Source organism: Amphritea atlantica, from assembly GCF_018860855.1.
Classification (GTDB): domain Bacteria; phylum Pseudomonadota; class Gammaproteobacteria; order Pseudomonadales; family Balneatricaceae; genus Amphritea; species Amphritea atlantica_A.
Map to the genome: position 1 here is coordinate 108,711 of NZ_JAHKQE010000004.1, position 26,541 is coordinate 135,251.

General features: G+C 47.1%; 24 protein-coding genes. 9 read left to right on the forward strand and 15 right to left on the reverse strand.

What is annotated here, in order from left to right; genetic code table 11:
• Positions 1–229: 229 nt before the first annotated feature.
• Entirely contained in the window at positions 230–949 is a 720-nt protein-coding gene (locus tag KO512_RS01440; protein ID WP_215950551.1) for a UTRA domain-containing protein, read from the forward strand.
• A gap of 263 nt (positions 950–1,212) precedes the next feature.
• Here the strand turns inward: KO512_RS01440 and pbfA are convergent, their stop codons facing one another.
• The 6 genes from pbfA to KO512_RS01470 form a co-directional block, all read right to left on the reverse strand.
• Complete coding sequence (pbfA, locus tag KO512_RS01445) at positions 1,213–2,595, reverse strand: (R)-1-hydroxy-2-aminoethylphosphonate ammonia-lyase (RefSeq protein ID WP_215950552.1); 1,383 nt, start codon at positions 2,593–2,595, stop codon at positions 1,213–1,215.
• A gap of 42 nt (positions 2,596–2,637) precedes the next feature.
• Complete coding sequence (gene hisN / locus KO512_RS01450) at positions 2,638–3,408, reverse strand: histidinol-phosphatase (RefSeq protein WP_215950553.1); 771 nt, start codon at positions 3,406–3,408, stop codon at positions 2,638–2,640.
• 76 nt (positions 3,409–3,484) lie between these two features.
• The gene (locus KO512_RS01455; protein WP_215950554.1) at positions 3,485–4,705 is read right to left on the reverse strand and encodes an NAD(P)/FAD-dependent oxidoreductase; all 1,221 of its coding nucleotides are present in this window, start codon (positions 4,703–4,705) and stop codon (positions 3,485–3,487) included.
• 86 nt (positions 4,706–4,791) lie between these two features.
• Positions 4,792–6,501, reverse strand: a complete 1,710-nt coding sequence (locus KO512_RS01460; protein WP_215950555.1) for a putative 2-aminoethylphosphonate ABC transporter permease subunit — start codon at positions 6,499–6,501, stop codon at positions 4,792–4,794.
• Positions 6,502–6,510: 9 nt separating this feature from the next.
• On the reverse strand, positions 6,511–7,680 hold the full coding sequence (locus KO512_RS01465; protein WP_354667724.1) for a putative 2-aminoethylphosphonate ABC transporter ATP-binding protein: 1,170 nt from the start codon (positions 7,678–7,680) through the stop codon (positions 6,511–6,513).
• Positions 7,681–7,761: 81 nt separating this feature from the next.
• Positions 7,762–8,808 (reverse strand): putative 2-aminoethylphosphonate ABC transporter substrate-binding protein, encoded by a 1,047-nt coding sequence (locus KO512_RS01470; protein ID WP_215950556.1) that lies wholly within the window; start codon positions 8,806–8,808, stop codon positions 7,762–7,764.
• Positions 8,809–9,713: 905 nt separating this feature from the next.
• Between KO512_RS01470 and phnW the strand changes: the two genes are divergently transcribed.
• The gene (gene phnW / locus KO512_RS01475; RefSeq protein ID WP_215950557.1) at positions 9,714–10,838 is read left to right on the forward strand and encodes a 2-aminoethylphosphonate--pyruvate transaminase; all 1,125 of its coding nucleotides are present in this window, start codon (positions 9,714–9,716) and stop codon (positions 10,836–10,838) included.
• A 72-nt stretch (positions 10,839–10,910) separates the two neighbouring features.
• Positions 10,911–11,756 (forward strand): phosphonoacetaldehyde hydrolase, encoded by an 846-nt coding sequence (gene phnX / locus KO512_RS01480; protein WP_215950558.1) that lies wholly within the window; start codon positions 10,911–10,913, stop codon positions 11,754–11,756.
• A 136-nt stretch (positions 11,757–11,892) separates the two neighbouring features.
• Here phnX and KO512_RS01485 read toward each other — a convergent pair whose 3' ends face one another.
• The 6 genes from KO512_RS01485 to hisI all read right to left on the reverse strand — a co-directional run bounded on the left by KO512_RS01485 (position 11,893) and on the right by hisI (position 15,456).
• Positions 11,893–12,072, reverse strand: coding sequence for a hypothetical protein (locus KO512_RS01485; RefSeq protein ID WP_215950559.1), 180 nt, complete (start codon positions 12,070–12,072; stop codon positions 11,893–11,895).
• A 102-nt stretch (positions 12,073–12,174) separates the two neighbouring features.
• On the reverse strand, positions 12,175–12,735 hold the full coding sequence (locus KO512_RS01490) for a carbonate dehydratase (protein ID WP_215950560.1): 561 nt from the start codon (positions 12,733–12,735) through the stop codon (positions 12,175–12,177).
• Positions 12,736–12,738: 3 nt separating this feature from the next.
• The gene (gene folE2 / locus KO512_RS01495; protein ID WP_215950561.1) at positions 12,739–13,656 is read right to left on the reverse strand and encodes a GTP cyclohydrolase FolE2; all 918 of its coding nucleotides are present in this window, start codon (positions 13,654–13,656) and stop codon (positions 12,739–12,741) included.
• A gap of 23 nt (positions 13,657–13,679) precedes the next feature.
• Entirely contained in the window at positions 13,680–14,264 is a 585-nt protein-coding gene (locus KO512_RS20090; RefSeq protein WP_303492756.1) for an amidohydrolase family protein, read from the reverse strand.
• Positions 14,261–15,034, reverse strand: coding sequence for an amidohydrolase family protein (locus KO512_RS20095; RefSeq protein ID WP_252734727.1), 774 nt, complete (start codon positions 15,032–15,034; stop codon positions 14,261–14,263). Before KO512_RS20095 ends, KO512_RS20090 begins: the two co-directional genes overlap by 4 nt.
• On the reverse strand, positions 15,031–15,456 hold the full coding sequence (gene hisI, locus KO512_RS01505) for a phosphoribosyl-AMP cyclohydrolase (protein WP_215950562.1): 426 nt from the start codon (positions 15,454–15,456) through the stop codon (positions 15,031–15,033). Before hisI ends, KO512_RS20095 begins: the two co-directional genes overlap by 4 nt.
• Before the next feature lie 124 nt (positions 15,457–15,580).
• Here hisI and KO512_RS01510 point away from each other — a divergent pair, with 124 nt between their 5' ends.
• Complete coding sequence (locus KO512_RS01510) at positions 15,581–16,252, forward strand: DUF1826 domain-containing protein (protein ID WP_215950563.1); 672 nt, start codon at positions 15,581–15,583, stop codon at positions 16,250–16,252.
• A gap of 420 nt (positions 16,253–16,672) precedes the next feature.
• Here KO512_RS01510 and KO512_RS01515 read toward each other — a convergent pair whose 3' ends face one another.
• The 3 genes from KO512_RS01515 to KO512_RS01525 form a co-directional block, all read right to left on the reverse strand.
• The gene (locus KO512_RS01515; RefSeq protein WP_215950564.1) at positions 16,673–16,966 is read right to left on the reverse strand and encodes a DUF1840 domain-containing protein; all 294 of its coding nucleotides are present in this window, start codon (positions 16,964–16,966) and stop codon (positions 16,673–16,675) included.
• Positions 16,967–17,288: 322 nt separating this feature from the next.
• Complete coding sequence (locus KO512_RS01520; protein ID WP_215950565.1) at positions 17,289–17,486, reverse strand: hypothetical protein; 198 nt, start codon at positions 17,484–17,486, stop codon at positions 17,289–17,291.
• A 334-nt stretch (positions 17,487–17,820) separates the two neighbouring features.
• On the reverse strand, positions 17,821–18,726 hold the full coding sequence (locus KO512_RS01525) for a MurR/RpiR family transcriptional regulator (protein WP_215950566.1): 906 nt from the start codon (positions 18,724–18,726) through the stop codon (positions 17,821–17,823).
• 199 nt (positions 18,727–18,925) lie between these two features.
• On the opposite strand from KO512_RS01525, the gene KO512_RS01530 reads away from it, so the two are divergent.
• From KO512_RS01530 to KO512_RS01550, 5 genes are all read left to right on the forward strand, one after another.
• Positions 18,926–19,720, forward strand: coding sequence for an enoyl-CoA hydratase/isomerase family protein (locus KO512_RS01530; RefSeq protein ID WP_215950567.1), 795 nt, complete (start codon positions 18,926–18,928; stop codon positions 19,718–19,720).
• 1 nt (position 19,721) lies between these two features.
• The gene (locus KO512_RS01535) at positions 19,722–21,866 is read left to right on the forward strand and encodes an acetate--CoA ligase family protein (RefSeq protein WP_215950568.1); all 2,145 of its coding nucleotides are present in this window, start codon (positions 19,722–19,724) and stop codon (positions 21,864–21,866) included.
• Positions 21,863–22,681 carry an enoyl-CoA hydratase-related protein gene (locus KO512_RS01540; protein ID WP_215950569.1) on the forward strand — a complete coding sequence of 273 codons (819 nt, stop codon included), beginning with the start codon at positions 21,863–21,865 and terminating at the stop codon, positions 22,679–22,681. The genes KO512_RS01535 and KO512_RS01540 overlap by 4 nt, the downstream gene beginning before the upstream one ends.
• 88 nt (positions 22,682–22,769) lie before the next feature.
• The gene (locus KO512_RS01545; RefSeq protein WP_215950570.1) at positions 22,770–23,753 is read left to right on the forward strand and encodes a TAXI family TRAP transporter solute-binding subunit; all 984 of its coding nucleotides are present in this window, start codon (positions 22,770–22,772) and stop codon (positions 23,751–23,753) included.
• Positions 23,754–23,911: 158 nt separating this feature from the next.
• Positions 23,912–26,539 (forward strand): TRAP transporter permease, encoded by a 2,628-nt coding sequence (locus tag KO512_RS01550; RefSeq protein WP_215950571.1) that lies wholly within the window; start codon positions 23,912–23,914, stop codon positions 26,537–26,539.
• The last annotated feature ends 2 nt before the right edge of the window (positions 26,540–26,541 follow it).

Here is a 26,541-nt window from a genome sequence, read left to right on the forward strand (position 1 = left end):
GTAATGGTTATTTTAATTGCATAAATTATGGTCTATACCAGATTTTAAAGCAAGAGTGTGAATAGGTCTATTATCTATATTTATAGTTTTATAGTTGGTATTAAAAATAATGTAATTTATTGATAATACGAGATTTTATATGAAATACGAATAAGTAGATCATTGATTGTAGGGATATCTTTACGTATAATTTGTGGGAATAAAAACTTGATTATCTGGTATGTACTAAATGAAATACCTGCATATTCCGTACTACCTTCGATTACGTGATAGCCTCGCAAAAAAAATAGAAGATGGATCGCTTCTACCCCATAGTAAACTTCCCTCAGAACGCGATTTGAAGGATGCCTATGATATTAACCGGGTAACGGTACGCCAAGCACTCATGCAGTTGGAGTCTGAAGGGCTTATTTACCGACTCATTCGCCGTGGCTGGTATGTGTCACCCCCGAGGCTTTTTTACGACCCAACCCAAAGCATCAGTTTTATGGATAACGTGCGTGCGCAAGGGCGTGTGCCTGAAACGGTCATCCTGTCGAAAACGGAAATGGCCGCATCAGATTGGGTTAACCGCACCATGGGAATTACGCTGGGTGACCCAGTTTATCTATTGCGTCGTCGCAGGCTGATTGATGGTAGGGCGGTGCTAGTTGAGCATATCAATGTTAACCCTGTACTCTGTCCTGGCCTACTCGATTTGCCACTCGAATGCTCTCTGACGGAAACATTGAAAGAACAGTATGGCATTGAGATTAGCCGTACTGTTATTAATATGTATCCGGCGCCGCTGGATGGCACTCAGGCTGAAGAGTTACAAGTTGTGGCCGGTGCTCCCTGTTTATATCTAACCCGTGCCAGCTATGACCAGCATGACAATATCGTCGAGTTCGATCAGGAGTTTTGGCGGCATGATGTGTTGGAGATCTCAATGGAAGTTAAAAACACTTAGGCTTTTTTACGCTTGGATAGCATATTTAGGATAAGCGGTGCTGCACTCAGTATATTGAGTATGATGCGATGATGGTAAAAAACAGCTGAACTTGTTGGGCACTTGCGTTAGTTCGAGCATGTGCTCCTGCGTCATATTCAATTAAGAAAAAGTTATTGGGTGGCCTCAATAACGGCATCGAATGATTGGGATAAAGCGGCTTATTAAAAGCTAACAGCCGCCTTTCCCAGTCACGCATAATGACCTTATGCTACTTTCCATTATCAGAATGATAATCCCAGTTCTTTTTCGACCTCGCTAAGGCATTCGTCAATGATAGCTAGGGCGCGTTGCATATCCGTTTCGGTGGTGATCAACGGGGGCGTAAATGTCAGCACATTCCCCATGGTGGTTTTAAAACTTAAACCACGACTGAGTGCCTTATAGAGCACGCGATCAGCCGCATCATTGGCAGGTTCTCGTGTGTCGCGATCTAACACCAGTTCCGCGCCGAATAATAAGCCTCGACCACGGACATCACCAATCAATGGATGGGTGGCTTGTAACACTTGTAATCCACGCATGGCTTGTTGGCCAATACGGTCAGCATTATCGACTAAGCCTTCCTGTTCGATGATCTCGATGGTGGTCAGCGCAGCACGGGCGGTGACCGGGTTTTTTTCGTGGGTGTAATGACCAATGGCGAAGTGCCCAGTCACATCAAGCTCCGGCTGACAAACAACCGCTGAAATGGGGAGCATGCCGCCGCCAAGTGCTTTACCTAAAACCAGAATATCAGGCACCACGTTGTCATGTTCACAGGAAAACATTTTACCTGTTTTTCCAAGGCCCGTTGGAATCTCATCGAATATAAGCAGGGCGCCGAACTCATGACAGGCGGCCTTTACTTGCTGCCAAAAACCGGGGCTGGGTACATAAGGAACTGCGCGCGTTGGTTCAGCAATGACGGCGCCAATATCCCCCTCTTTCTGCAAAACATAACGTATTTGATTAAGGCAAAGCTGCGAACTTCCCTCGCGAACTCCCCAAGCATTGCGGTAATCACCAAAGGGGGGCACATGCAATGCGCCGGACAGGGGAGGCCCGATCGGCGCTCTAAACATCTGTTCACCGCCGATACTGCTGGCTCCGAAACCGGCACCATGAAACGAATCCCAAAAAGACAGTGTTTTGAATCGGCCGGTGGCGATACGGGCAATTTTCATAGCGATTTCAATCGCATCGGAACCGCCGGTTGCAAATAGTACCTTTGCTAAGTTACCCGGTGTGATGCTGGCCAGTTTTTCGGCGAGTTCCACCGCAACATCACAGGTGTAGCGCCGAGGTGCAAAGGGTAATTGATGCATTTGGCGGGTTACCGCTTCAATTAGACGGGGATGGCCATGGCCAATATGGTGAACATTGTTACCATGAAAATCCATGTAACGATTACCGGCAACATCTTCGATCCAGAGACCTTCGACTTTACGCACCGCGGCTAGGCATGGCGTTGAGACAGATTGATGCAGAAATGAATCTGAATCTCGTTGTAAGAGTTGCTGAGATGCGCCGTCTAAATGCTGGTTTTGCCAGTCCTGTCGGTTATCGGAGGTATTGACGTCTCCTTCGCCTCCTGCCGGCTGATTAAGATAAGAACTCGACGACATGTTACTCTCCTTAAATGGTCAAACTATGTTCTATATAGGGTTTTATGAATGCTTGAAGACTGACAGCGCTTGCGCATGTAATTCCCGCGTAGCCGCAGCAATAACGGTACCATCGCTGTTATTGTTTAACGGGTTGCCATTCCAGTCGGTGATGATGCCGCCGGCACCTTCGATTACCGGAATCAATGCCATCCAGTCATAGGGGTGAAGACTGGCCTCGACGACAAGATCTATATGGCCAGAGGCGAGTAGTCCATAGCTATAACAGTCACCCCCAAAGCGTCGCAAACGCACATGTTTTTCTAATGCTTGAAAGCATTCGGCTTGTTGGGGAGTAAACAGGTCGGGTTCGGTGCAGTAGAGTTGTGCTTCACTGAGTTGAGTCTTATTTGAGACATGACAGGTATGGCCATTATAGGTGGCTCCTTCATGTCGCATACCCACCCAGCGTTCTTTACTGATGGGGATATCGATGATGCCTATCATCGGGGTATTTTCTTCCGATAGACAAAGCAAGGTACCGAATAGAGGGTTGCCTGTGATGAAGCTTTTAGTGCCATCGATAGGGTCCATTGTCCAGGTATAGGGCTGCGAACCGATAGTGTCCTCACCCTCTTCGCCAATAATACTGTGGTGTGGAAAGTGCTGATTGATGACGGCTCGCATGGCCGCTTCAGTCTCTCTGTCGGCGATGGTTACCGGACTCATATCGCCTTTATGGATAATATCCAGAGGTTTGCGGAAATAGTGACGAATAATCGCTCCCGAGCATTCGACTACCTCGTTAGCTACGCGAATTAAAGATGCTTGCATCGATCAATCTCCGTTCTATCAACAATAAAGGGGCCGATATAAATTCGCCGTTTAGCGGTTTGTTCATCATGACGGGTTATTTTTTTCGACTTCGAGCATTGGCGCATTGCTCTCTGAAGATCGGGTTAAATGGGTCGGCTTCGGGAAAGCGGGCTGGGTTAAATGTATCAATGCGGGTGAATGTCGGTTTTTCGTTCACTAACTCCGCAACCAACCGACCAAAACCCGATGACATCGCTATGCCAGCGCCACAGCAACCGGTAGCAACAAATACGCCTTTAACTGAAGGTAATTCACCAATGATGTAGCGGCCGTCCGGCGTATAGCTGGAAACACCGCCAATGTAATGATCGATAGAGAGGTCATTCAATTTCGGAATAAACTTCGCTAATGGCTCAAATCCCGCCATCAAGGATTCCCAGCCATTATCAGAACCAAAGCTAAAACCATGGATATCGTTGGGTAGGTCGGCAGGGCTCGCATGTACGCCCTGTTCATCTCGAAGGCCAAATAACAACCCGCCCACCTCAGGTCGAGTATAGGCTTTAGCATCGGGTAATAGGGTCAGCGGAGATAAAGGCGAAAAATCAGGGTGGGGTTGAGTGATCCAATACTGGCTTCTGACTGGCGCGACAGGCAGATTGCTGCCGAGTTTTGCGGCTAATAAACTGCACCATGGGCCGCCGGCTAAGACAACTTTGTCAGCATAAATAGTCTGTTCGTTGTCGCACTGAACACCGGTGGCTTGGCCCTGTCCGTCGGTGAGAATTTCATTAACGGTGACTCCCTGCTGAATGATTAAGCCCTGTATTCTGGCTTGTCTGACATAGGCAGAAGCCAGTAGATAGGAGTCAATATAACCGTCTTCTGGAATAAAACTGATGGCGGCATCGGCGGGTAGTTGAAGCCAAGGGGATTTGTTGAGTGCTGCTTTTCGATCGAGGTGTTCTACTTCGACACCAAAGTTCTCTGCGACATCGGCGGCTTGTTTGACATCGGCTTTCGCTTGTTCTGACACGCCTATGTGTAAACAGCCCACAGGGTTATAACCTAGCGTATCATCTAGGTCATGTTGTAGTTTTGTAATTGACGTGAATGTTTCTTGCACCATATCTGCTAAAACTTGATTCGGTCTTGAATGAATCAGAAGTGAAGCCGCTTGGCTGGTGGTGCCTGAATTCAATGTATTGCGCTCTAGTAGCAGCACTTTTTTATGTTTTGTTTGTGTTAAGTAGTAAGCGGCGGCACTGCCAATAATGCCACCGCCGACAATAATCACGTCATAGTGCGTTTTCATACCGTACCTAGATTATCTGTGTGTAATAAAAAGTAGGGCCGGTTAGTCATCCAGTCTGATGAACTTCCAGCCATTATTTGTTGTATCTATTTTGTCCGCCAGAGGAGATGTTTTCGCCGTAATCCTCGTGTTAAAAAGTAGTGTAATAAGCGGACGCAAGCGGACGTCAAAACGATCATCATGGCCATGGCAGCGGCGGGTGCAATGTCACCGGCCCCTTCCATATTCAGTACAGCAACCGATGCCAGTTGGGTGTCTGGGGAGTAAAGGAAGATCACCGCTGATACCGTCGTCATTGCTGTTGTAAATAGATAGGTTGAAATATCCAACACAGCCGGTAAGCACATCGGCAACGTCACACGGAAAAAGGTTTTATAAAGTGGAACCTTAAGGGATGCACCGACCGATTCAAATTCTGGGTCCATCTGTTTTAAAGCGGTGACCGCCGTAATATGACTCACCGTATAAAAGTGGACCACACAAGAGATCACCATGATAGCCATGCTGCCATAGAGAAAATTAAGCGGGTTGTTCGGCGCATTGAAGAAGAATATGTAAGATAGGCCCAGCACCATGCCGGGCACTGCCATTGGGAGTAAGGTGAACATTTGAATAATTGTTCTGGCGCCTTTGAAACCGCGACACTTTTCAACCAGATAAGCCGTACCAAAAATAAACAATGTACCAAAAACGGCGGTATATAAAGCCATGCGTAGTGAGTTAGTGAATGCTCCCCAGCCACCTCCATCCATGAGATCAAATTGATAATTAGTCAGTGATAAACTTTGATCATAAGGCCAGAATGTTACAAATGAAGCATAAGCCGCCATCGCTAACATACCGATTAATACGGCGGATACTAAGGTGCAATAGATGAAAAAGAGGTTGTCTTTGATCGTAGAGGGTTTCGGGGTATAGGGAACGGAACGAGCAGAAAGCAGAGAGACCTGTTTACGTTGAACATAGCGATCAGCAATGAATGCCAGCACGGCGGGGAAGAGTAGCACAATACCCACCACGGCCCCCATCTGAAAGTTTTGTTGGCCAATGACCTGTTTAAAGAGATCTGTTGCCAGTACGTTGTATTGCCCACCTATGACTTTGGCAACGCCAAAATCAGTAACAGTGAGTGTAAATACGATAAAGAGGGCGCTGATTAAACCGTATTTTACCCCAGGTAAGGTGACGACTAAGAAGGTGCGTAAGGGGGTTGAACGCATAGCCGTGGCCGCTTCATAAAGGCGTCCATCGGTTGTTTGCAGAGAGGTTTTGATAATCATCAGAGCCGAAGGAAATACCCAAATAACCAGACCGATAATAATGCCGATAGGGCCATAAATACTTTCACCGAAAAGCCATGACTTTGCGATACCCTGATTACCAAACACATAAACGAGGCTGATCGCAGAGAGTAGCGATGGCGCCAAGAGTGGGATTAATGCCACGATATTAAAGAATGCTTTGCAGCGCATGCAGGTACGTGTCAGAGCATAGGCATACAAAAATGCCAGAAAAAGTACGGTAATCGATGAGGTGCCTGACACGAATAATGAGTTTGTAATCGACTTAAATAATGCCGGGCTATTGAAATAAGTAATAAAGTTTGCCAGCCCAATAAACTCTCCCGCTGAGTTTTCGGCGCTTTTGGCAAGCATGCTATAAAGTGGCAGCACAATGACGGTAAATAGAGCGATTATTGCGACAATAATCAGCGTTCTCATTACCCAATCATCAGGGCTGAGTTTGGGTTTGGTTAAAACAGGGGGAACCTGTGTACTCTGAGCGATCGAGGACATGAAAAACTCCTATCGAGGTGATGATGGTTCTTCCGGAAATAACCGGATATGTTTGATAGGTAGCGTTACCTTCATGGACTTACCTGACGTGATATCCAAGTCACGCATTGAATTCATGGAGAATTCGGCGGTTAGCGTTAAACCTGATTGATGGGTCAGTGTTACTCGAGAGAATGAACCTAAAAATTCAATCTCGTTGATCAGGACATCGAGACTGTTAGTATCACTATTGTTGATTGATCGGGCACCTATATCTTCGGGACGAATAGCAAGCAGAGCCTGTTTACCAAGCAGCACCTGCGGGGCGCTAACGTTCAGTTTTACACCGCCTACTTCAACTGAATTGGCGTCTATGACGGTGCAGGGTAAAAGGTTAGTGGTGCCGACAAAGTTGGCGACAAAGGCGGTTGCAGGGTGTTGATAAATTTCCTGAGGGGTGCCGACTTGCTCAATGACACCGTGATTCATAACCACAATACGGTCAGCCATTGTCATGGCTTCTTCCTGATCATGGGTGACCATAATGGTGGTTACTTCTAGATTGCGTTGTAAGGCTTTAATTTCACTGCGCAAATGGGTACGTACTTGTGCATCTAAGGCTGAAAGAGGCTCATCCAGTAAGAGTAAGCCTGGCGATGTCGCTAATGCTCTAGCCAGTGCCACCCGTTGTTGCTGTCCACCGGATAGTGCTGCGGGGTATTTGCTTTCTGAACCGGGCAGACCAACCGTATGTAAGAGTTCAGATACTTTTTGTTGAATGTCTGGTTTGCTGGCCTTACGGTTGACCAGTCCATAGGCAACATTTTTTGCCACGGTAAGGTTTGGAAAGAGTGCATAGGATTGAAAGACAATGCCAAAATCACGTTTATTGGGTTGCAACTCAGATACGTCGACACCTGATTGTATTAGCTTTCCTGATGTTTGATGATCGAGTCCTGCAATGGCTCTTAGAAACGTGGTCTTGCCACAACCCGACGGTCCTAGAAAGCAGATAAATTCGCCGCTATTGATGGTGAGTGATATACCTTTTAGCGCAACGAAATCATCGTATTTTTTAACAAGATCGATGATTTCAAGATACTTATTTCCCATCCCTACGACATTTTTAATAGCTGCAGCGGCATCGTTTTTAGGATCGTGATATTCGTATTCAAGTTGTTTTTTTTCTAACGCTACCATAAAGACCTCTAGACTTTTATTGTATATAACGGGCTAAGCAGTGCAGGGCTGTTATGCCCTGCACCTTGGGGATAGAGAGATCTATTTTTTAGGTTCTGATTTGGCGTTGTAGCGACTATTCCATTCGGTCAGTATTTTTGATCGATTGGCGGCAGCCCATGCAAAATCATTATCAATCATGCGTTCGGTGATCTCTGGCGGGAAGTTCTTAACGGGTTTAGCAATGCCTGGAATCGCCAGTACCGCAAAACTTTTGTTATACATTTCGTTGGCTTTAACGGTGACGGAGAAATCCATAAGTTTCTGTGCGGCAGCAAGATTCTTTGTACCTTTGATAATGCCGCCCGCTTCCATATCCCAACCAACACCTTCGGTCGGTACGATGACCGACAACGGTGCTCCTTTATTGATCAGTCTCGCTGCTCGGTAGGCATAAGAGATACCGATGGGAATCTCACCTGCTGCGGCTAACTTGCAGGGTTTAGATCCCGAATGCGTATAGCGGTCGATATTCTTGTGCAATCCATCCATGAATGCCCAGCCTTCATCTTCGCCAAATATTTGTAACCAGCTTGATACATCTAAAAATCCGGTACCTGACGAGCCGGGGTTCGGCATAATCAAGTGGCCTTGGTAGACAGGGTCAAGCAGGTCTTTCCATGAGGTGGGTTTGGGCAAGCCTAGTTTCTTGGATTCAATTTCGTTGTAGCAAATTGAGGCGACCCAAGCATCCATCCCCGTCCATGTTGGTGGGTTGCTGGTATCTTTAAAACTAGGGGAGAGTTTTTCTACGCCTTTGGGGGCGTAAGGTTCAAGCATGCCCTCATTAGCAAGCAGCAGCAGACTCGTTCCTGCAAGACCCCACACAACATCCGCTCGGGAGTTTTCTTTTTCGGCTAGAAGTTTAGCCGTTACTATACCGGTGGAGTCACGTACCCAGTTAATTTTTATATCGGGGTACTCTTCTTCAAAAGAAGACGAATACATTTTTAGTTGGTCTGCTTCTAAAGCAGTGTATACCGTTAACTCTGTTGCGGCTTGTGCTTGATAAGAACCAGCTAACAGCATGGCGACCGAAAGGGACGTTAAGGCCGACTTTACTTTACAAGGAATAAATTTCATCTTCATTCGTATTACCTTATCTCGTTTTAAGTTTAATCGAGCGCAGATTCTGCTATCTCAGTTTAAGGCCGTGGTAACCCGTTATCGTCTTAACGTTGCAACGGTTAGGCCAACTTTAAAAAGTTATTGGCTGTCATCGTTTCTTTCAAAAAGCAGATAGACACTATTTTTATATCATAAATAACAGTATCTGGTATATACCAGAGATATTAAGTGTGAAAATAATTTGTTGTAGATGCTTTTTAATAGATCTTTGTTAAGGTTGTCAGTTGAAATAATACCTATATGAAACAATGGTTTATGTTTTTTAATCATGGGTTTTTATAAATATTTATAAGCTTTTAATATTATCTGATTATGATGCACTGCTGTTTTTTGTCTTAAAAATAAGCGCACTACAATAATGCGGATTAAGGTTTTTTGTATTCAGTAGCGCTCCATTTTAGGTCAATGATAAAGGGGGGGAGTGAATATTCTTTACTATAGCGTTAAGTATAGAGGCGTTCTCTATTCTGATTTTTTGCGCTATAGAGATATCCATCTTATGGATTTAGTCATCGATACTATCAGGTGCTATATAGGGTTGTAATATCATTGATATCACCATGTTTTTGATAAAATTGATCAAGATTAGTAAAGAATTGCTGCAGTATTCTTACAATTTTATGAATAGATCAAACTTTTAATAGAAAAAATTAGCAGATTCACAAAAGAATTTTTTTATTTAAAGTCTTAAGATTAAGGTATATAAAGTAATATTTTTCTGGTATATACCATGAAGAATAGCATTTGTTTGGGGTTTTAAAAAAAGTGAATTCAATTATTGACTGAACCAAGAACAAGCAATATTATTTAGCTCTAATCTGGTATAGACCAGAAAAATTAATTCGGCCATGCAGAGGCAATGATTGATGAACGCTATACCTGACAACCCCTATTTACTCCTAACCCCTGGCCCTCTATCGACTAGCCCTTCCGTTCGTCAGGCGATGATGAAAGATTGGTGCACTTGGGATCAAGAATATAACCAACTCGTCAACGCTATTCGCGAAAGGCTTGTCACGTTGGCGTTACCTGAAAGCCATGACGTCTCTAATGATTACACTTGTGTGTTAATGCAGGGGAGTGGGTCTGCCTCGGTTGAGAGTGTTATCGGCTCTGTTATTCCGAACAGTGGCAAATTATTAGTGCTCGCTAACGGGACTTATGGAAAGCGTATTGGTCAGATTGCTGATGTGCTGTCCATCGATAATAAGGTGTGGGATTTTGGCGAGCAAGGCGCTATTGATTTGGCAGCGCTCGAACAACAGCTATCTGGTGATCATGGTTATAGTCACGTAGCGGTAGTGCATTGTGAGACGACAACCGGTCGCCTAAATCCTATTGAGCAGATTGCTAAAATCGTTAAAAAAACCGATACCTGTTTGATTGTTGATGCCATGAGTAGTTTTGGTGGTGTACCCATTGATGTTGCCAAACTTGAGATCGATTTTTTGATCAGCAGTGCCAATAAGTGTATCCAAGGGGTTCCTGGCTTTGGCTTTATTATTGCAAAACGTTCGGCTTTAACTGCGGCGAAAGGGTTTGCTCGGTCACTTTCTCTGGACCTGTATGATCAGTGGACATGTATGGAGGAGGGCGGTGGAAAGTGGCGTTTCACCTCCCCGACTCACACTGTCAGAGCGTTTGATCAGGCATTGATCGAACTTGAGCAGGAAGGCGGTATCAATGCTCGTTATCAACGTTACCAGCAAAACCACAAAGTATTGGTTGATGGGATGCGAAGCTTAGGTTTCAAAACCATGCTTAATGATGAGGTTCAGTCACCGTTTATCACCACTTTTTATAACCCCACGGATGCGGGTTATCAGTTCCAGGAGTTTTATCGGCGGTTAAAGCTAAAAGGTTTTGTTATCTATCCGGGAAAAGTATCGGATGCCGACTGTTTCCGGATTGGCAACATCGGGCATGTATTTCCTGACGATATGGAGCGACTGATTAAGGTGATCGACTCTGAGCTTTATTGGTTAGCGTAAATTAACCGTTGATAGATCAGCGAACAAACAATGGGGCATTAACATGAATATGCCAAAACAGGATGGACAACGATGATAGCTACAGCAACTCACTACCAATATACCCGTCGATACACTGGGCCAGTAAAAGCCGTTATTTGTGACTGGGCAGGCACAACTATCGATTTTGGGTCACGGGCACCTATTATTGCTTTTTTAGAGCTATTTAAGAAACATGGTGTAATGGCGACAGAAGCTCAGGCAAGAGAGCCGATGGGAACAGAAAAAAGCGTTCATATAAGGCAAATGCTGGTAATGCCTGAGATCTCAGAACAGTGGAAAGCCGCTAAAGGGGCAGAGCCGGTCGAAGCGGATGTGCAGGCCTTATATGAAGAATTTTTACCCTTGCAACTAGCCACTATCCGACAGTGCGGCGAACTAATTCCTGGCTGGTTAACTACTGTAACTAAATTACGTCAGCAAGGCATCCAGTTAGGTGGGAATACGGGTTACAACACTGAAATGTATGGTCAAGTTAAAGCGGTTGCTAAAGAGCTAGGCTATGAAGCGGATGTGAATGTTTGTGCAACCGAAGTATCAAAGGGCCGTCCTTACCCTTACATGGCACAAGCGGTGATGGAAAAACTGGGTGTTCTCGAAGCTCAGGCGTGTATCAAAGTAGATGATACTGAAACCGGTATCGAAGAGGGTTTGAACGCTGGTATGTGGACTGTTGGGGTGGCTGTTAGTGGTAATGCTAATGGTTTAAGTTTGGCGCAGTGGGATGCACTGAATGCTGAAACTAAAGAGAGTATCAGATTGAAAGCTCACCGACAGATGGCACTCTCCGGGGCTCACTATGTGATTGATTCGGTTGCCGACTTACCGGCCGTAGTCGATAACATCAATGCGCGGTTAGCGGCGGGTCAACAACCGTAATTAAGTCATGAGACAGAGTACAACTCATCAATTAATAAATTCGTCTTGGGAATCATCTCTTGATTGATAGATAAAGATTGATAATCGCATGGAGAGGCTGACTTGAGCGTGGCATTCATCAAAGAGTTCCCTTTGATCAGTAGCCTGCTTCAGTCAGCCTGTTGTCGATTCCAGAAACATCTTTCTGATCAAGATATGACCTCCAAAAAGGTGGCGAAACGTTAGAATGGTCGATCGGCTTATCCAGTGGTAAACCTGAAAGAAGCTGCATGGATGCAGTTTCGTAAAGAGCATCCTCTATTGCTGGCTCGCTCATGTTGCACTACTACCGCCATGTCTGCTGAATGTCAGAAGTGGCTCTTCATCAGTGAGTGTTGCAAGGTCACTTTTTTCTGCGTTATCTATCGATCTTTCTTCTTTATAATTCGTTAGAAATCTTTTTATATCCTTCTACTAGCCAGTGGTTAGCCGCCACCACCGACTCAGAAAAAGAGGAGTAGTCCGGGGGAACCTGCTCGATCTGATCAAGATTAAAGTCGGGCCCGATATGAGTCATTGGCGGGACATGCATCTTGGTGGGTAAGTCCAAGCCATCGATGACACAGTTATGTCGAATAACGCAGCCATCGTTAATATGGGATCGGAATACCACGCTGTTAAAGCCGATAAAGACATCATCTCCCACGGTGCAAGGGCCATGGATAATCGAGCGGTGGGCAATTGAGGTACGTTGCCCGACCGTAACCGCTGCGCCAGATTTTGAGTGGATGACGACACCATCTTGAATATTGGAATCACGCTGGATAATAATCGGCTCCATATTGCCATGGGTGTCCACCTCATCGGCACGGATGACGGCGTAGGGACCGACAAAAACATTGTCTTCAATAATGACACGCCCACAGATGATAGCCGTCGGATCGATAAAGGCTTTGGCAGATACTTGGGGGCTGAGGCCTGAAGGGTTTTTTCGTAGCATTATTTAGTTATCCGCCGTGTATTTCTGATCGATGACCACCGCATTATGGGCATGCAGGCTCTCTTGATGTTCCACTTTAAACCAGTAGTCGGTTATCTCGCTCATTGCTTCCAATGATTGCTTGATCCGTCGTGCTGCATCTTCACAGAACATTAGATTTTCTGCATTCAGGCGGGCGAATTCTTGCTCATCGCTGCGTTTCACCGCCGCTTGTACTGGGGTGCCGATAGCTTCTTCGAAACGATCGATGAGTTCGGGTAGTTGAGGAAACGCGTGATCATTCAGCTGCATCTTCAGATAGGCATAGGAGCGTTGACTATGGGGTGTGGCGATGGAGCCAGCCTCGGACTGGAGCCACAGCAGCAGAGCCTCTTTGTCGATGGCTGTACCCGCAAACTTTCGATCGATCGCTTCACTGTATAACTGCCTTGATAAAGAGGCGGAGCAAGGGCAGGTGCTGGAGTAGGGAATAGTCAGTTCTAATTCGATATTAAGGCGGTCGCCCAGCAGTTCCGCATTGAGGGTGAACGGGTAGGATTGATAGCCCTGTTCGTTACTTTTTAAGGAACTTCGTTGCAGCAGCAGATCAAACTGTAGCTGTATCCGTGCGCCTTGGCTGATGCCTTGTTGCGATTCCACCATCAAAGACAGTAGCTGTGCGATAGCGTCTCTACTGAGAGATCTGTTTGCCAGATGGCTGTTCATCTGTAAGTACAGCCGAGACATATGGATACCTTTTGCATCCGGGCTATCGAGGCTGACATAGAGATTGGCACTGGCATTGATCGGCTGCTGATCGTTATTGCCTAAATCAAGCTTGATTGGCAGTGCAATATTTTCCATTCCTACCCATTGCAGTGTCAGCGCATGTGAGGCGGTATGGTGTGCTGCAACATCCGGCAGCGGTTTAGTTTTTAGCATAGAAGTTGTTTTAATCATGTTTTTTAGTGTGAAAAATTAAGCGCCATCGCTGTCGGTGTTGAACTCAGCTGATGGCCATCGAAAACCTGAGTACCATTGACCCAAGTGGAAAGGATTTTTGAGCTAAACGTATGGCCATCAAAGGGTGTCCAGCCACAGTGATAGCGAGATGAAGCATGAGAAGCTGCGGTGTTGCCCTGCGGGTTAACCAATACCAGATCCGCGAAGTAGCCCTCCCGCAGGAAACCTCGCTCGGCAACACCATAACGAAGTGCTGGATTGTGGGCCGTTTTTTCGACTATTTGGGTGACGGTCATGCGCCGTTGATGGGCGTGATCGAGCAAGCTTAATAGGGCATGCTCGACTAACGGTAGTCCAGCTGGCGCCTGCCGATAGGCTTGCTGTTTTTCCTCCCAAGTATGGGGCGCATGGTCGGTTGCAATAATATCTATCTGACCGGTATGCAGAGCTTGAATCAGGGCGTCTCGATCTCTGGACGTCTTGATCGACGGATTACATTTGATTAGGTTGCCCCGAGCTGGATAGTCATCATCAGCGAACCAGAGGTGATGTGCACAGGCCTCGGCGGTAATCGATTTTCCAGTCACGGGGCCCGCTTCAAATAGGTTGAGTTCCTGTTCAGTGGTGATATGCAGGACATGTAATTGGCTGTTATAGCGCTTAGCCAAGCCCACGGCATAAGATGACGAGGCATAGCAGGCTTCATGTGAGCGGATAATGGGATAATGGGATGATCAGTGATCACCGGTTCGATACCTGCGTGAGCATAATGATCCAGATTGTGTTGAATCACTGGCCCACTTTCACAATGGGTGACAATCAAGACGGGGCTCTCTCTGAAAATTGCCTCAAGGGCTTGCGGCGCTTCTACCAGTAGATCCCCGGTGGAGGCTCCCATAAATACTTTGACGCCACAGTGCTTTGATGGGTTCAATCGTTTGATCTGTTCCAGATTGTCTTGGGTTGCCCCCAGATAGAAAGCATAATTAGCCATCGAGCTTTGTTGAGCCAGACCGTACTTCTGTTCTAAGGCGGAGAGTGTCGTGGTTGACGGATTGACGTTCGGCATCTCCATAAAACTGGTGATACCACCGGCTACCGCAGCGCGGGATTCACTGGCAATCGTGCCTTTATGCGTCATGCCCGGTTCTCGAAAATGGACCTGATCATCGATCATTCCCGGAAGTAACCAGCAACCATCAGCATCAACAACGTCATCATTGGCGCTCGCCGGGATCTCCCTTGATATCTGTTCGATACGCCGACCTGCAATACGGAGGTCTGCTACAAACTCGGCACCTTCGTTAAACAGGGTCGCATTTTTAATGAGGGTTGTTTTTATGGGGGACGCTTTCATGGCGGACAGGCATCCCCTAGAACCCTAATTTGTTGCTGTTCAGGCTCAACTTCAAGATAGAAACAGGCGGGCCTACCGGTATGGCAGGCAGCTCCTTTTTGTTGCACCTGACAGAGAATAACATCACCATCGCAATCGAATGACATACTGACTAGCGTTTGGGTATGCCCACTGGTTGCCCCTTTTTCCCAGAAACAGTTACGACTGCGTGACCAATACACCATACGCCGCGTATGTAGGGTTTTATTCAGCGCTTCTCGATTCATCCACGCCTGCATCAACACGGCTTTGGTTGCGTCGTCCTGCGCGATGACTGGAATCAGCCCCTGTTCATTGAAGCAGAGGTTATCCATCACCTCAGCCAATGGCAGCCTGTCGTCATGGGCGTTGTTTTCCAGACGCTGAAAGAACGCCTTACTCATATAATCATCACTCCTGCCATCAATAGCTGTTGTCTCATCTTACTAGACGTTAGAAATACTTCGTTAACCATGTTATAACATAACATTAATTTCGATAATTGTAATAAAAATGTCAGGTGTGGGTATGAATGCGGTCGAGCAGGAAGTAAATCAGGCAGGTTATATCGGGGAAGAGCCGAGCTATTCATCAGGTTGCATACCTGAAGTGCTGACTGATATTTATCAGCAACCGATAAATATCGTTGTATTACAGCGAACGTTGGCAGAAGAGGTGTCTGATTATTGCCAGAAACTAGTCGACAGCAAACCCAATTTTAACCTTCGCTCGGTCATTACTCCTGAGAAAGCCGGGTTGTCACTAAAATCCTCATTACCGGATATGGAAGGCCAATCAGTCTTCATTGACGATCTGGTGTTGTTATTAGAGATGTATGCCTGTTTGTTTGAGCTTGATGAGGTGGGTGTCAGACTGCAGGTGCTCGACCGTGCCATGTGCCCTCGTTTTCATACGGATAAACTAGGTTGTCGTTTGGTCAGCACTTTTCTGGGACAGGGAACCGAGTGGCTGCAGAATAGTGATGTCGATCGCAGCAAGTTGGGGGTTGGGAATCAGGGGTTGAGTGATGATAAATCTGGGCTGTATTTAAGTTCCGCCTGTATTCAACAGGTTAATCCGGGAGGTGTGGTGCTGTTAAAAGGGGAAGGCTGGTATGACAATGATGGATTGGGAGCGGTGCATCGTTCACCGGCGATTTCTGGGGAAAAGCGTCTCGTTGTGACTATGGATTTCGCTTGAGATTTTACATAAGAGTTCAAGGCACAATAGCAACCCGTTAGGGGCTGTTCTAGCTGGGTTGCAAGCTTGATTGTATCGCCGTCAGAAGAGCGCTGGTGACATAATGACACCCGAACATTATCAGTGATTAGAACCTGAGGTGATGACTGGTTTCTTCGTTCTAGAAAGTTCATCAAGAGCCTTACGCTAAACTTTTAATACCGATTCAAAGTAAGCCCAGATAAGGGTACATAGCGTCATAATGAGTAAAAACGTAAACGTTATGACGATTACCTGAGTTTTATACTCGTTAGGCAAATATGTTAGATAGGCTATTTAGTAGAGGGTTAGTCGGGAACTAGTCACAACAGTAGATGAGTGTTTTCCAAACTAAGCCTCTTCTTTCTCAGTATTTCGTCCTGTATAGATAGAGCAATTCAATTATTTCCACATAACGTCAGATTCTTCCTTCGCCGCTGCTGTTAGAAGCTCAATTAGTGGCAGTGCTCGATTTGCCATGCTCACCTCTGTTTCTTCAGTATCCATATTCGTAATAGACTGCGTTTTACCCGCCTCGATCGCTGCTTTTAAATTGCTCAGCGCGACAGGCACGTCGGCTGCTAAGATGGCGCCGGGCACGGTAACGCTGTGTCCCATCATTTTCAGCATGGAAAGCCCGACATCACCAAACATCGTAATGCTGCCATAGGCATCGGTTGTAAAGGTTACTAGCATGAGTTACTCCTTGAATAAATTAATGATCATCTTCCTAAGAGCAAAGTGCAGTGGATAGAAAATCATCTGCATTTCAGTGGATTGCTAATTCCCCCGAAAAATAACAGTGCTCATATAACTCTAAGTGTGCTGATCGAGTTCTTTGTTGTTTACGGGATGCTCCGTTTTAGGTTTTTGATAATGCAAGATACTCTCCTGATAAAGCATCAGCACCTGAATAATTTTAGTGGATGCAGTTCAGAGCCTTGTGTCTAATCATATTCACCGGTGTCAGTTCGAGATCGACAATATGTGCTGCACAGTGGTATGAATCTTTGCTGTGTTACTTACTCAGCAATCTATGTTGAACGTCATCAAGCGCTTTACGAACTTCGTTTAAAATTAACGTATCTGCCAGTTTTTCATCTATTTCTGGAACATCCCACTCAAAAATAGAGCGATATTTTTCAATTAAATCTTTGACGTCTTTGATAATGTCGTCGCGGTGTGCCGATAATTCTAATTCTTCGATGTGAGCCATGATTAGTCCTTTATCATCCTTGTCTGCTTGATATCTAGTAAGACATATTATGCGCTAAATTAGTTCCACTCGGTGCGGCAATGAACAGAATAAATAATTACATATCAATAAGTAAAAAACTTATCTGTTTGAGTTAGCCTCTTCAAGAAGTCGTGGAAATAAAAAGAAATTTATACCCATCTAATACGCCACTTAGTGGCAAGACTAGTGGCAATACATTGGCTGAGTCTGCGCGACAATATTTCTTCTCCTTTCGCCCTGCTAAGTGTTGGTTTTCAATAGGTTAATGATTTATAACTGATAGCAAGCATAGGCTTTACTATGTCCTCGTTCATCACGGCGTGTAATAACCCCCTAAACGGCGCAGGTTCTCTTCAAATTGATTGATATTATCGACTACCTTACTTCCCCCTAATGAGACGCAGACAGACAGTAATGCTTCGATGAGTGCTATGACAGGTACGAGCGTGCCGAAGAAATGGGGTGTTTCATTGTTCAGGGTAAAAACGATCTCGGCCTCGCCTGCGAGGGGGGATCGAAGACTATCAGTCACGGCAATGATTCGAGCACCGGTTTCTCGCACGATTTTGATCGCATTGACCGTGTCGATGGCGTACGGATCTGAACCAAAAACGACCACTACATCTTGCGCATTAATCTCGGCCAGTTCACTTAATAATGTACCTTGGTAGCCGTGGATAAGTTTGATATGTGGGAAGGCTATTTGGCCAACATAGGCGAAGTGGTGAGCGCAAGCAAAGGTATCCCTAAAACCTATCGTGAAAACTTTGCGGGCATTAACGATCATGGGCGCAGCAAGCTCTAATTTACTTAAAGTCTCTTCCTGAAAACAGTGCTCTAAATTGTTAAAGGTCGTGGTAGAAAATTCGGATAACACATTGTTTTCAGTGTTATTGCTGGCGAGGTTTTGTAACGACTCCGCGCGCTGGCTGAACGAGGAGGGCGCTTTAGCGTGTATCGCTTCTTGGAACAACTGTCTGAAACTATCGTAACGCTCAAAGCCTAATGTTTTCGCTAGCCGTGTCATGGTTGAGGGGGTGACAGATGCGGTTTCAGCACTCTTACGGATTGATAGCAGCGCGACTTCCACAGGATGTTCTAGAACAAAATCAGCCGCTTTTTTCAGTTGCGTTGTAAGTGTTGGGTAAAGCGAAGAGAGTTCTTTTAATACTCTATCGGCATCACTTATGTTCTGTGGTTGGCTGGTTTCTGTTGTCATTGCTTTGTGTTGGTCTCTTCATCAATCGTGTTTAGCGATACCTGTCATTTTAACGAGATCACACAGATAAAACACTTAAATAATTTTTTGATACGTTTGTATTGACGTGACACAAATGTACTCTATTATTGATCTATGGATACATTTGTATCGCTATGATTTTTCTATAGCCACAAAGATAATGAGGCCAGTACGACTAATGACTACGCTAAGCTATGAAACTCTGATCTACACCAAGAAACAGAATTACGCAGAGATTCGTTTTAATCGACCGCATCGTTTAAATGCTGTTATCGAACAGTTCTATACCGAACTGCTCAGTGCTTTGGCTCAAGCTGAAGCCGATGGTGATGTGCGGGCGATTTTATTGACCGGTGAAGGTCGTGCTTTCTGTGTCGGCGCCGATATGAAAGAGCATGGGGCGGGTGAGCGTACCCAATATCAACGTCGTGAATACCTGCAATTAGGTAATGATGTATGCGAAGCGATTTTTCGCGCCACTAAACCGGTGGTTGCAGCAATCAATGGATATGCTTTAGGCGCGGGTGCGGAAATGGCGTGTTCCTGTGATTTTGTGATCATGGCTGAAAGCGCAAAAATTGGTTTTCCGGAAGTCAGTATTGGTACCTGTGTCGGCGGTGGTGTTACTCAGTTTTTAACCCGATTGGTGGGGCTAGCGAAAGCTCGGGAGCTTATTTTTCTCGGCACTAAGATCGATGGCAATGAAGCGCTGGCGATTGGTTTGGTGACTCGCGCAGTGCCAGCGGATGATTTACAGCAACAAGCCGAAGCCTTTATCGCAGAGCTGGCGAGTAAAGCGCCGATCTCAATGCGGTTTGTTAAAAAGCTATTAAACAATGCTTCGCATACCGATTTAGATGCCCAATTACAGCAGGAGCTGGATGGGGTATTTACCTGTACAACGACTAAAGATTGGCAAGAAGGCGTCGATGCTTTTGCTGAAAAACGTTCGCCAGCGTTTAAGGGCCATTGATATGAAAAGTTCATTACATGACTTTCTCGCGCCTAACTCAATCGCGATTGTTGGCGCGTCAACGGACCCAACCAAACGGGGCTATAAGGCGATGGTTGGCCTGTTGAATGACGGCTATGAGGGCACTATTTATCCGATCAATCCGAAAGCCGATGAGATCATGGGTATCAAAGCTTATGCATCGCTTACTGAGCTACCCGCTGCAGCGGATATGGCGTTGATCTGTACTCCTGCGAAAACACTGCCAGCTTTGTTAAAACAGTGCGGCGAAAACGGTGTTAAAGGTGCCATCATTCTCGCCAGTGGTTTTGGCGAGGTTGATAAAGCCGGCGCGGCGCTTGAACAGCAGGTTCTTGAGGCCGCACAACAAGCAGGGGTGCGTATTGTCGGCCCGAACACGTCGGGTATTTTCAACCTGCATAAGAAAGTCAATTTGCTGGCGTTGGACAATGTTAAACCCGGCGATATCGGCATCATCTCTCAATCAGGCAATATGTTGTTGTCTCTGGCACTTGAAGCTCAGCATAACGGCCATATTGGATTCAGTACCTATGCGGGGCCTGGGAATCAAACTGATGTCGACTTTGCTGATTATCTCCAGTATTTGGGTGAAGAAGAGAACACCCGAGTGGCTACCTTTTATGTTGAGGGCTTTAAAAATGGCCGTGCCTTTTTAGATGTCGCGCGACAAGTATCGAAACAAAAGCCCGTGGTTGTGTATAAATCGGGTAGTACGGAAGCCGGTCAAAAAGCCGCGAGTTCCCACACGGGCGCTCTTGCGGGTAGCTATCAGATGACGGTCGATCTGTTGCGTCAGGTCGGCGTTAATGTTGTCGAAAATTCAGATGAAATTTTACCGGTTGCCGAAGGTTTAGGTCTGCTGCAGCAAGCGGCGGGTAAACGGGTTGCGGTGCTAGCGGATGGCGGTGGTCAGGCGACCATTGCGTCCGATCGAATTTCAGAAGCGGGGCTCGAACTGGCTGAACTCTCCGATGCAACACGTCAAGCATTGGCCAGCATTCTGTTTCCTCAGGCATCTCTAGCAAACCCCATTGATGTCGCGGGGAGTACGGATGCACATCCGGCGCTGTTAGCCGATTGCATGGAGATTCTAGCCGCTGATGATAACGTTGATATGGTTTTTTTGGTGGGTATGTTCGGCGGCTACGGCATCCGTTTTGCTGAAGAGCTGAAAGAAGAAGAGTTGGCCTGTGCGGATGCGATTATCGAACTAGCCAAACGCACCAGCAAGCCGTTAGTTATTGATAGCCTCTACGCGCATATTAAACCGGCACCCTTGCAGCGGCTGCGTGAAGCGGGACTGCCGATCTATGCTTCGATTGAACATGCAGTAAAGATCATGGCGGCGCTGGGTGAGCGGGGTGCTTACATTGAAAGCAGTCAGCAGGCAGACAATAACGCGCCATTGGTGGTTAATGAACGCTGTTCAGCAAGCTTTAGTCAAGCCCGCGCCGAAGGGCGTGATCTGTTTGAGTTTGAAGCAAAGTCTCTACTGCGTCATTACGGCGTCGATCTGCCTTTGGAGTTGGTTGTCCGCAGCGAGGCTGAATTGGCTGACGTGATCAGTGAGTTTGGCAATACGCCACTGGCGATGAAAGTCGTCTCAAAAGATATTTTGCATAAGTCAGATGCCGGCGGCGTTAAATTGAATGTGGTGGGTGAGGCGGCACTTAACGTTGCCCGTGATGAGATTCTGGCCTCCTGTCAGCAGTATAAAGCGGATGCCGAGATAGAAGGAGTACTGGTCACGCCGATGGCTCGCAAAGGCACTGAAGTCATTATTGGGATGAGCCAAGATCCTATCTTTGGTCCGGTGTTGATGTTTGGTTTGGGCGGTATTTTTGTCGAAATTCTTAAGGATGTCACGTTCCGAGCGATTCCGCTAAGCCGTCATGATGCACGTTCCATGATCGATCAGATCAGGGCTCGTAAGATTCTCGAAGGTGCTCGTGGAGAAGCGGCGGTTGATAAAGAAGCTTTGGTTGATTTGTTAATGAAAGTGTCTGCCATCGTTGAGGCTCATCCCGAAATTGCTGAGCTCGATCTTAACCCCGTTATTGCTTACGATGATGGCTATGCGGTGGTCGATGCCCGCGTCATTGTTAATCAGGAGACACCCTTATGAGCCCAATAAATACGAATAACTTACCACCGCTAACCGATGCTTTAATTACGTTAGACAATCGCGTTGCGACTTTAACCCTCAATCGCCATGATCTACGTAATGCGCTCACAGGGTCGCACTTGATCGAAGATATCATCGCGGTTGCCGAGTGGGTTAATCATTGTGAAGCAGTATCGGTGCTGGTGATAACGGGGGCTGGATCAGCCTTTAGTGCTGGTGGTAATATCCGCGACATGGCCGAGCGCGGTGGTGATTTTGCGGGTGACGTCGCTGAATGTGCTGACCGCTATCGCAAGGGGATACAACGTATTCCCTTGGCTCTGCAAGCTGTTGAAGTGCCCATTATCGCTGCCGTGAATGGTGCGGCCATCGGTGCGGGTTTCGATCTGGCGAATATGGCGGATGTTCGGTTTGCCTCCGAGAAAGCCAAATTCGGTGAAACCTTCCTTAATCTTGGGATTATTCCCGGCGATGGTGGTGCTTGGTTGATGCAACGTTTGATCGGTTACCAGCGTGCGTTCGAATTGACGCTGTCTGGTCGGGTTATCGATGCGGCTGAGGCCAAAGAGCTGGGGATCGTGATGGAAGTGGTATCAGCCGATGAGTTGATGCCGACCGCAATGAAACTGGCTACCCGTATTGCGAGTCAACCGCCTAAGGCGACTCGTCTGACTAAGCGGTTGATGAAGATGGCGCAGCGGATGGAGTTAAAAGATTTTCTCGATGTCTGTGCGGTATTTCAGGGTATGTGCCACAATGAACCAGAGCATTTGGACGCAGTGAATAAAATGTTGGCATCAATGGCGAAAAAATAACGGCAAGGGTTCACCTTGCCCGAGTAGAAGTAAAAAGTAACAACGTAGCTGGTTGTACCGGCCTGAGATAACAATAAGGATGCAAATAATGAAATTAAAGAAACTATTTACGAACACCGTGGTTGCCGCTGGCATCGCGATTGGGATTCAAAGTGGTGCCGCATTTGCAGCCCCGCCATCATCCTATGTGACGATTGGTACAGGCGGTCAAACGGGCGTCTATTACGTGGTAGGGCAGTCTATCTGTCGTTTGGTTAACCGTGGTAATAAAGATCATGGTATTAAGTGTACTGCACCGTCTACGGGTGGTTCAGTGGCTAACCTGAATGCCATTCGTGCGGGGAACCAAGATATGGGTGTGGCCCAGTCTGACTGGCAGTACCACGCTTATCATGGCACTAGTAAATTTGCCGACCAGGGTGCTAACAAAGAGCTCCGTGCGGTATTTTCTGTTCACCCTGAACCGTTCACCGTGATTGCTCGAGCTGATGCTGGCATTAAGAGTTTTGACGATCTGAAGGGCAAGCGGGTCAATATCGGTAACCCAGGTTCTGGCCAGCGCGGCACCATGGAAGTGGTCATGGAGCGTAAAGGTTGGACCAAAGATGACTTCAAACTGGCTTCCGAGCTGAAAGCGTCTGAGCAATCCCAAGCGCTGTGTGATAATAAGGTCGATGCAATTGTCTACACTGTGGGCCATCCTAACGGTTCGATCAAAGAAGCAACGACCTCATGTGATGCGGTATTGGTACCGGTAACCGGTCCTGAGATCACTAAGTTGATCGATGATAATGCTTTCTATGCTGAAGCGATTATCCCAGGTGGCATGTATAACGGTAATGATGCCGATACGACGACCTTTGGTGTGGGTGCGACTTTTGTATCTTCAACTAAAGCTGATCCTGAAGTGATCTACCAAGTTGTTAAGGCCGTGTTTGATAACTTTGATCGCTTCAAGCGTTTACACCCAGCCTTTGCCAACCTTGATCCCGCTAAGATGATCAAAAATGGTCTGTCTGCTCCGCTGCATGAAGGCGCTGTACGTTACTACAAAGAACGTGGCTGGATGTAATAATACACTCCTGACCGGCGGCTCCGCCGTCTATCTCGACTATCCCAGAGTCCCCCTGGGGTAGTCCTTTCTTAGTTCTGGCGGGATCTTTTTGGTCTTGCTGGAGCGTACTAATATTTACCGGTGGTAACGCTGGGAGTGTTGGATCGGAGAGTATTATGACCGAACTGAATTCAAAAGAACCTACTAAACTCAGCGAAGCAGAGCTCCAAGATTTAGTCGCATCGACGGATAGTGGTGCCCGCGACCCTCAAGGTGCACAACGTCTTCTACTGTTGGCCGCAGCGCTGTTTTGGTCGCTATTTCAATTATGGATAGCCTCGCCGCTACCTTTTTATGATTGGCCGTTGATCGGCAGTTTTGGTGTTTTCAACGATACCGAAGCCCGTTCGATCCACCTTGCCTTTGCCGTATTCCTCTCTTTTATGGCCTATCCCGCGTTGGGTGGCTCTCCTCGTGAACGAGTGCCTTTACCGGATATGGTGATGGCGGTATTGGGTGCTTTTTGCGCCGGTTACCTGTTTATATTCTATGTACAAATCTCTGACCGTCCGGGCTTACCGACGACGTTAGATATTGTTGTGGCCGTTGCTGGCGGGATTCTCCTGTTGGAAGCAACCCGGCGTGCTCTCGGACCACCGCTGGTGGTCGTCGCGTCACTGTTTTTGTTTTATACCTTTGCCGGCCCCTATATGCCGGAAATTATTGCCCATAAGGGCGCCAGTCTAAAAGAAGTGGTTAATCACCAGTGGATTACCACCGAAGGTGTGTTTGGTATCGCACTGGGCGTATCGACGAGTTTCGTGTTTCTGTTTGTCTTGTTTGGTGCTTTGCTGGATAAAGCAGGTGCCGGTAATTATTTCATTAAAGTCGCTTTTTCACTCTTAGGTCACCTGCGTGGCGGGCCTGCTAAAGCGGCGGTTGTTGCGTCGGGTATGACGGGGCTAATCTCCGGCTCTTCTATTGCTAACGTGGTCACCACCGGTACTTTTACCATTCCAATGATGCGTCGCGTGGGTTTCAGCGCGGAGAAAGCAGGCGCGGTCGAAGTGGCCTCATCGGTTAATGGCCAGATTATGCCACCGGTCATGGGTGCGGCTGCGTTTTTGATGGTTGAGTATGTAGGTATCTCCTATGTTGAGGTGATCAAGCATGCCTTCCTGCCCGCATTGATCTCTTATATCGCGCTGGTGTATATCGTTCACCTTGAAGCGCTTAAACAGAATATGTACGGCCTGCCTCGGCGTAGCGCAGCTAAGCCTTGGATGGCGCGCTTGATGGGCGTGTTGATTGGCTTTTTTGCCACCGCCGCCGTATCGATGGTGGTCTATTACGGTATTGGCTGGATCAAACCATTATTTGGTCAATACGCCAGTCTCGTGATTGGTGTCTTGTTGTTGATTGTCTATGTCTTGCTGGTGCGTTTCTCTGCGGGCTACCCTGATCTTGAATTGGATGACCCTAACTCTGATGTGGTGGAACTGCCAGAAGTTGGACCGACCGTTAAGTCTGGGTTGCATTTTATTCTGCCCGTTATTGTGCTGGTGTGGTGCTTGATGGTTGAACGCTTGTCTCCGGGGCTCTCGGCGTTCTGGGCGACTATGTTGATGGTCTTTATCCTGCTGACGCAAAAATCCTTGTTTGCGTTCTTCCGTAATGAGGGGGGGCTTGGTCGACAGTTTAGGAAGGGCTTTAATCAGTTGATCGATGGCCTAATCGTCGGTGCCCGTAACATGATCGGCATCGGTATCGCGACCGCGACCGCCGGTATTATCGTCGGTGTGGTATCGCAAACTGGGGTGGGGTCTGTACTGGCCGATCTGGTTGAGGTGTTGTCGATGGGCAATCTGTTGTTGATGCTTGTTCTGACCGCCGTACTCAGCTTGATACTGGGCATGGGGCTGCCGACGACCGCTAACTATATTGTAGTGTCATCCTTACTGGCGCCGGTGATTGTGACCTTGGGGCAAGAGTCTGGCCTGATCGTCCCGTTGATTGCCGTGCATCTGTTTGTGTTCTACTTCGGCATCATGGCCGATGTGACACCTCCGGTTGGACTCGCATCCTTTGCTGCGGCGGCGGTGTCCGGTGGTGATCCCATCCGCACGGGGTTCGTCGCATTCTTCTATAGTTTGCGAACCGCCATTCTGCCGTTCCTGTTTATCTTCAACACCGATCTGCTATTGATCGATGTGACTTGGTGGCAGGGTATTATCGTGTTCGTGGTATCGACGGCGGCGATCTTGTTGTTTACCGCCGCGACTCAAGGGCACTTTTTGGTGCGTAACCGTTTGTACGAAACGGCGCTGCTTATTTTGATTGCCTTCTCGCTATTCCGTCCCGGTTTTTGGATGGACATGGTGGCGCCGCCGTTTAAAACGGTTGCCGCCAGCGAGTTGATGGGGAATAGCTTAGATCTTCCTGCCGGTGCTGAGTTGAGATTGCATTTGATTGGTGAGGATGATGTCGGTAATCCCCGAGATTTTGTCGCGCTATTTGAGCTGTCTGATGGTGCTAATACTCAGGAACGCTTGGTCAATGCCGGTCTAGAGCTGGCTGATATTGATGGCAAAGTGGTGGTCGATATGGTGGGCTTCGATAGCCACGCGGAGAAAGCGGGTTTGATGTTTGATCAGCAAATAGGGCAGGTGGAAGTACCACAGGGTCAGCCGCCTAAAGAGTTGATGTTTATTCCCGCATTGTTGCTGCTGATACCTATTGTGTTGTTTCAGCGCCGTCGCCGACGGGTTGATGACGATCAGGCGCCGATCCCAGCAACGAGTTAAGC

Bases quoted from the DNA above. Each gene is read 5' to 3' on its own strand.
- KO512_RS01440 (WP_215950551.1), top strand. From the start codon at position 230: ATGAAATACCTGCATATTCCGTACTACCTTCGATTACGTGATAGCCTC.
- pbfA (WP_215950552.1), bottom strand. From the start codon at position 2,595: ATGTCGTCGAGTTCTTATCTTAATCAGCCGGCAGGAGGCGAAGGAGAC.
- hisN (WP_215950553.1), bottom strand. From the start codon at position 3,408: ATGCAAGCATCTTTAATTCGCGTAGCTAACGAGGTAGTCGAATGCTCG.
- KO512_RS01455 (WP_215950554.1), bottom strand. From the start codon at position 4,705: ATGAAAACGCACTATGACGTGATTATTGTCGGCGGTGGCATTATTGGC.
- KO512_RS01460 (WP_215950555.1), bottom strand. From the start codon at position 6,501: ATGTCCTCGATCGCTCAGAGTACACAGGTTCCCCCTGTTTTAACCAAA.
- KO512_RS01465 (WP_354667724.1), bottom strand. From the start codon at position 7,680: ATGGTAGCGTTAGAAAAAAAACAACTTGAATACGAATATCACGATCCT.
- KO512_RS01470 (WP_215950556.1), bottom strand. From the start codon at position 8,808: ATGAAGATGAAATTTATTCCTTGTAAAGTAAAGTCGGCCTTAACGTCC.
- phnW (WP_215950557.1), top strand. From the start codon at position 9,714: ATGAACGCTATACCTGACAACCCCTATTTACTCCTAACCCCTGGCCCT.
- phnX (WP_215950558.1), top strand. From the start codon at position 10,911: ATGATAGCTACAGCAACTCACTACCAATATACCCGTCGATACACTGGG.
- KO512_RS01485 (WP_215950559.1), bottom strand. From the start codon at position 12,072: ATGAGCGAGCCAGCAATAGAGGATGCTCTTTACGAAACTGCATCCATG.
- KO512_RS01490 (WP_215950560.1), bottom strand. From the start codon at position 12,735: ATGCTACGAAAAAACCCTTCAGGCCTCAGCCCCCAAGTATCTGCCAAA.
- folE2 (WP_215950561.1), bottom strand. From the start codon at position 13,656: ATGCTAAAAACTAAACCGCTGCCGGATGTTGCAGCACACCATACCGCC.
- KO512_RS20095 (WP_252734727.1), bottom strand. From the start codon at position 15,034: ATGAAAGCGTCCCCCATAAAAACAACCCTCATTAAAAATGCGACCCTG.
- hisI (WP_215950562.1), bottom strand. From the start codon at position 15,456: ATGAGTAAGGCGTTCTTTCAGCGTCTGGAAAACAACGCCCATGACGAC.
- KO512_RS01510 (WP_215950563.1), top strand. From the start codon at position 15,581: ATGAATGCGGTCGAGCAGGAAGTAAATCAGGCAGGTTATATCGGGGAA.
- KO512_RS01515 (WP_215950564.1), bottom strand. From the start codon at position 16,966: ATGCTAGTAACCTTTACAACCGATGCCTATGGCAGCATTACGATGTTT.
- KO512_RS01520 (WP_215950565.1), bottom strand. From the start codon at position 17,486: ATGGCTCACATCGAAGAATTAGAATTATCGGCACACCGCGACGACATT.
- KO512_RS01525 (WP_215950566.1), bottom strand. From the start codon at position 18,726: ATGACAACAGAAACCAGCCAACCACAGAACATAAGTGATGCCGATAGA.
- KO512_RS01530 (WP_215950567.1), top strand. From the start codon at position 18,926: ATGACTACGCTAAGCTATGAAACTCTGATCTACACCAAGAAACAGAAT.
- KO512_RS01535 (WP_215950568.1), top strand. From the start codon at position 19,722: ATGAAAAGTTCATTACATGACTTTCTCGCGCCTAACTCAATCGCGATT.
- KO512_RS01540 (WP_215950569.1), top strand. From the start codon at position 21,863: ATGAGCCCAATAAATACGAATAACTTACCACCGCTAACCGATGCTTTA.
- KO512_RS01545 (WP_215950570.1), top strand. From the start codon at position 22,770: ATGAAATTAAAGAAACTATTTACGAACACCGTGGTTGCCGCTGGCATC.
- KO512_RS01550 (WP_215950571.1), top strand. From the start codon at position 23,912: ATGACCGAACTGAATTCAAAAGAACCTACTAAACTCAGCGAAGCAGAG.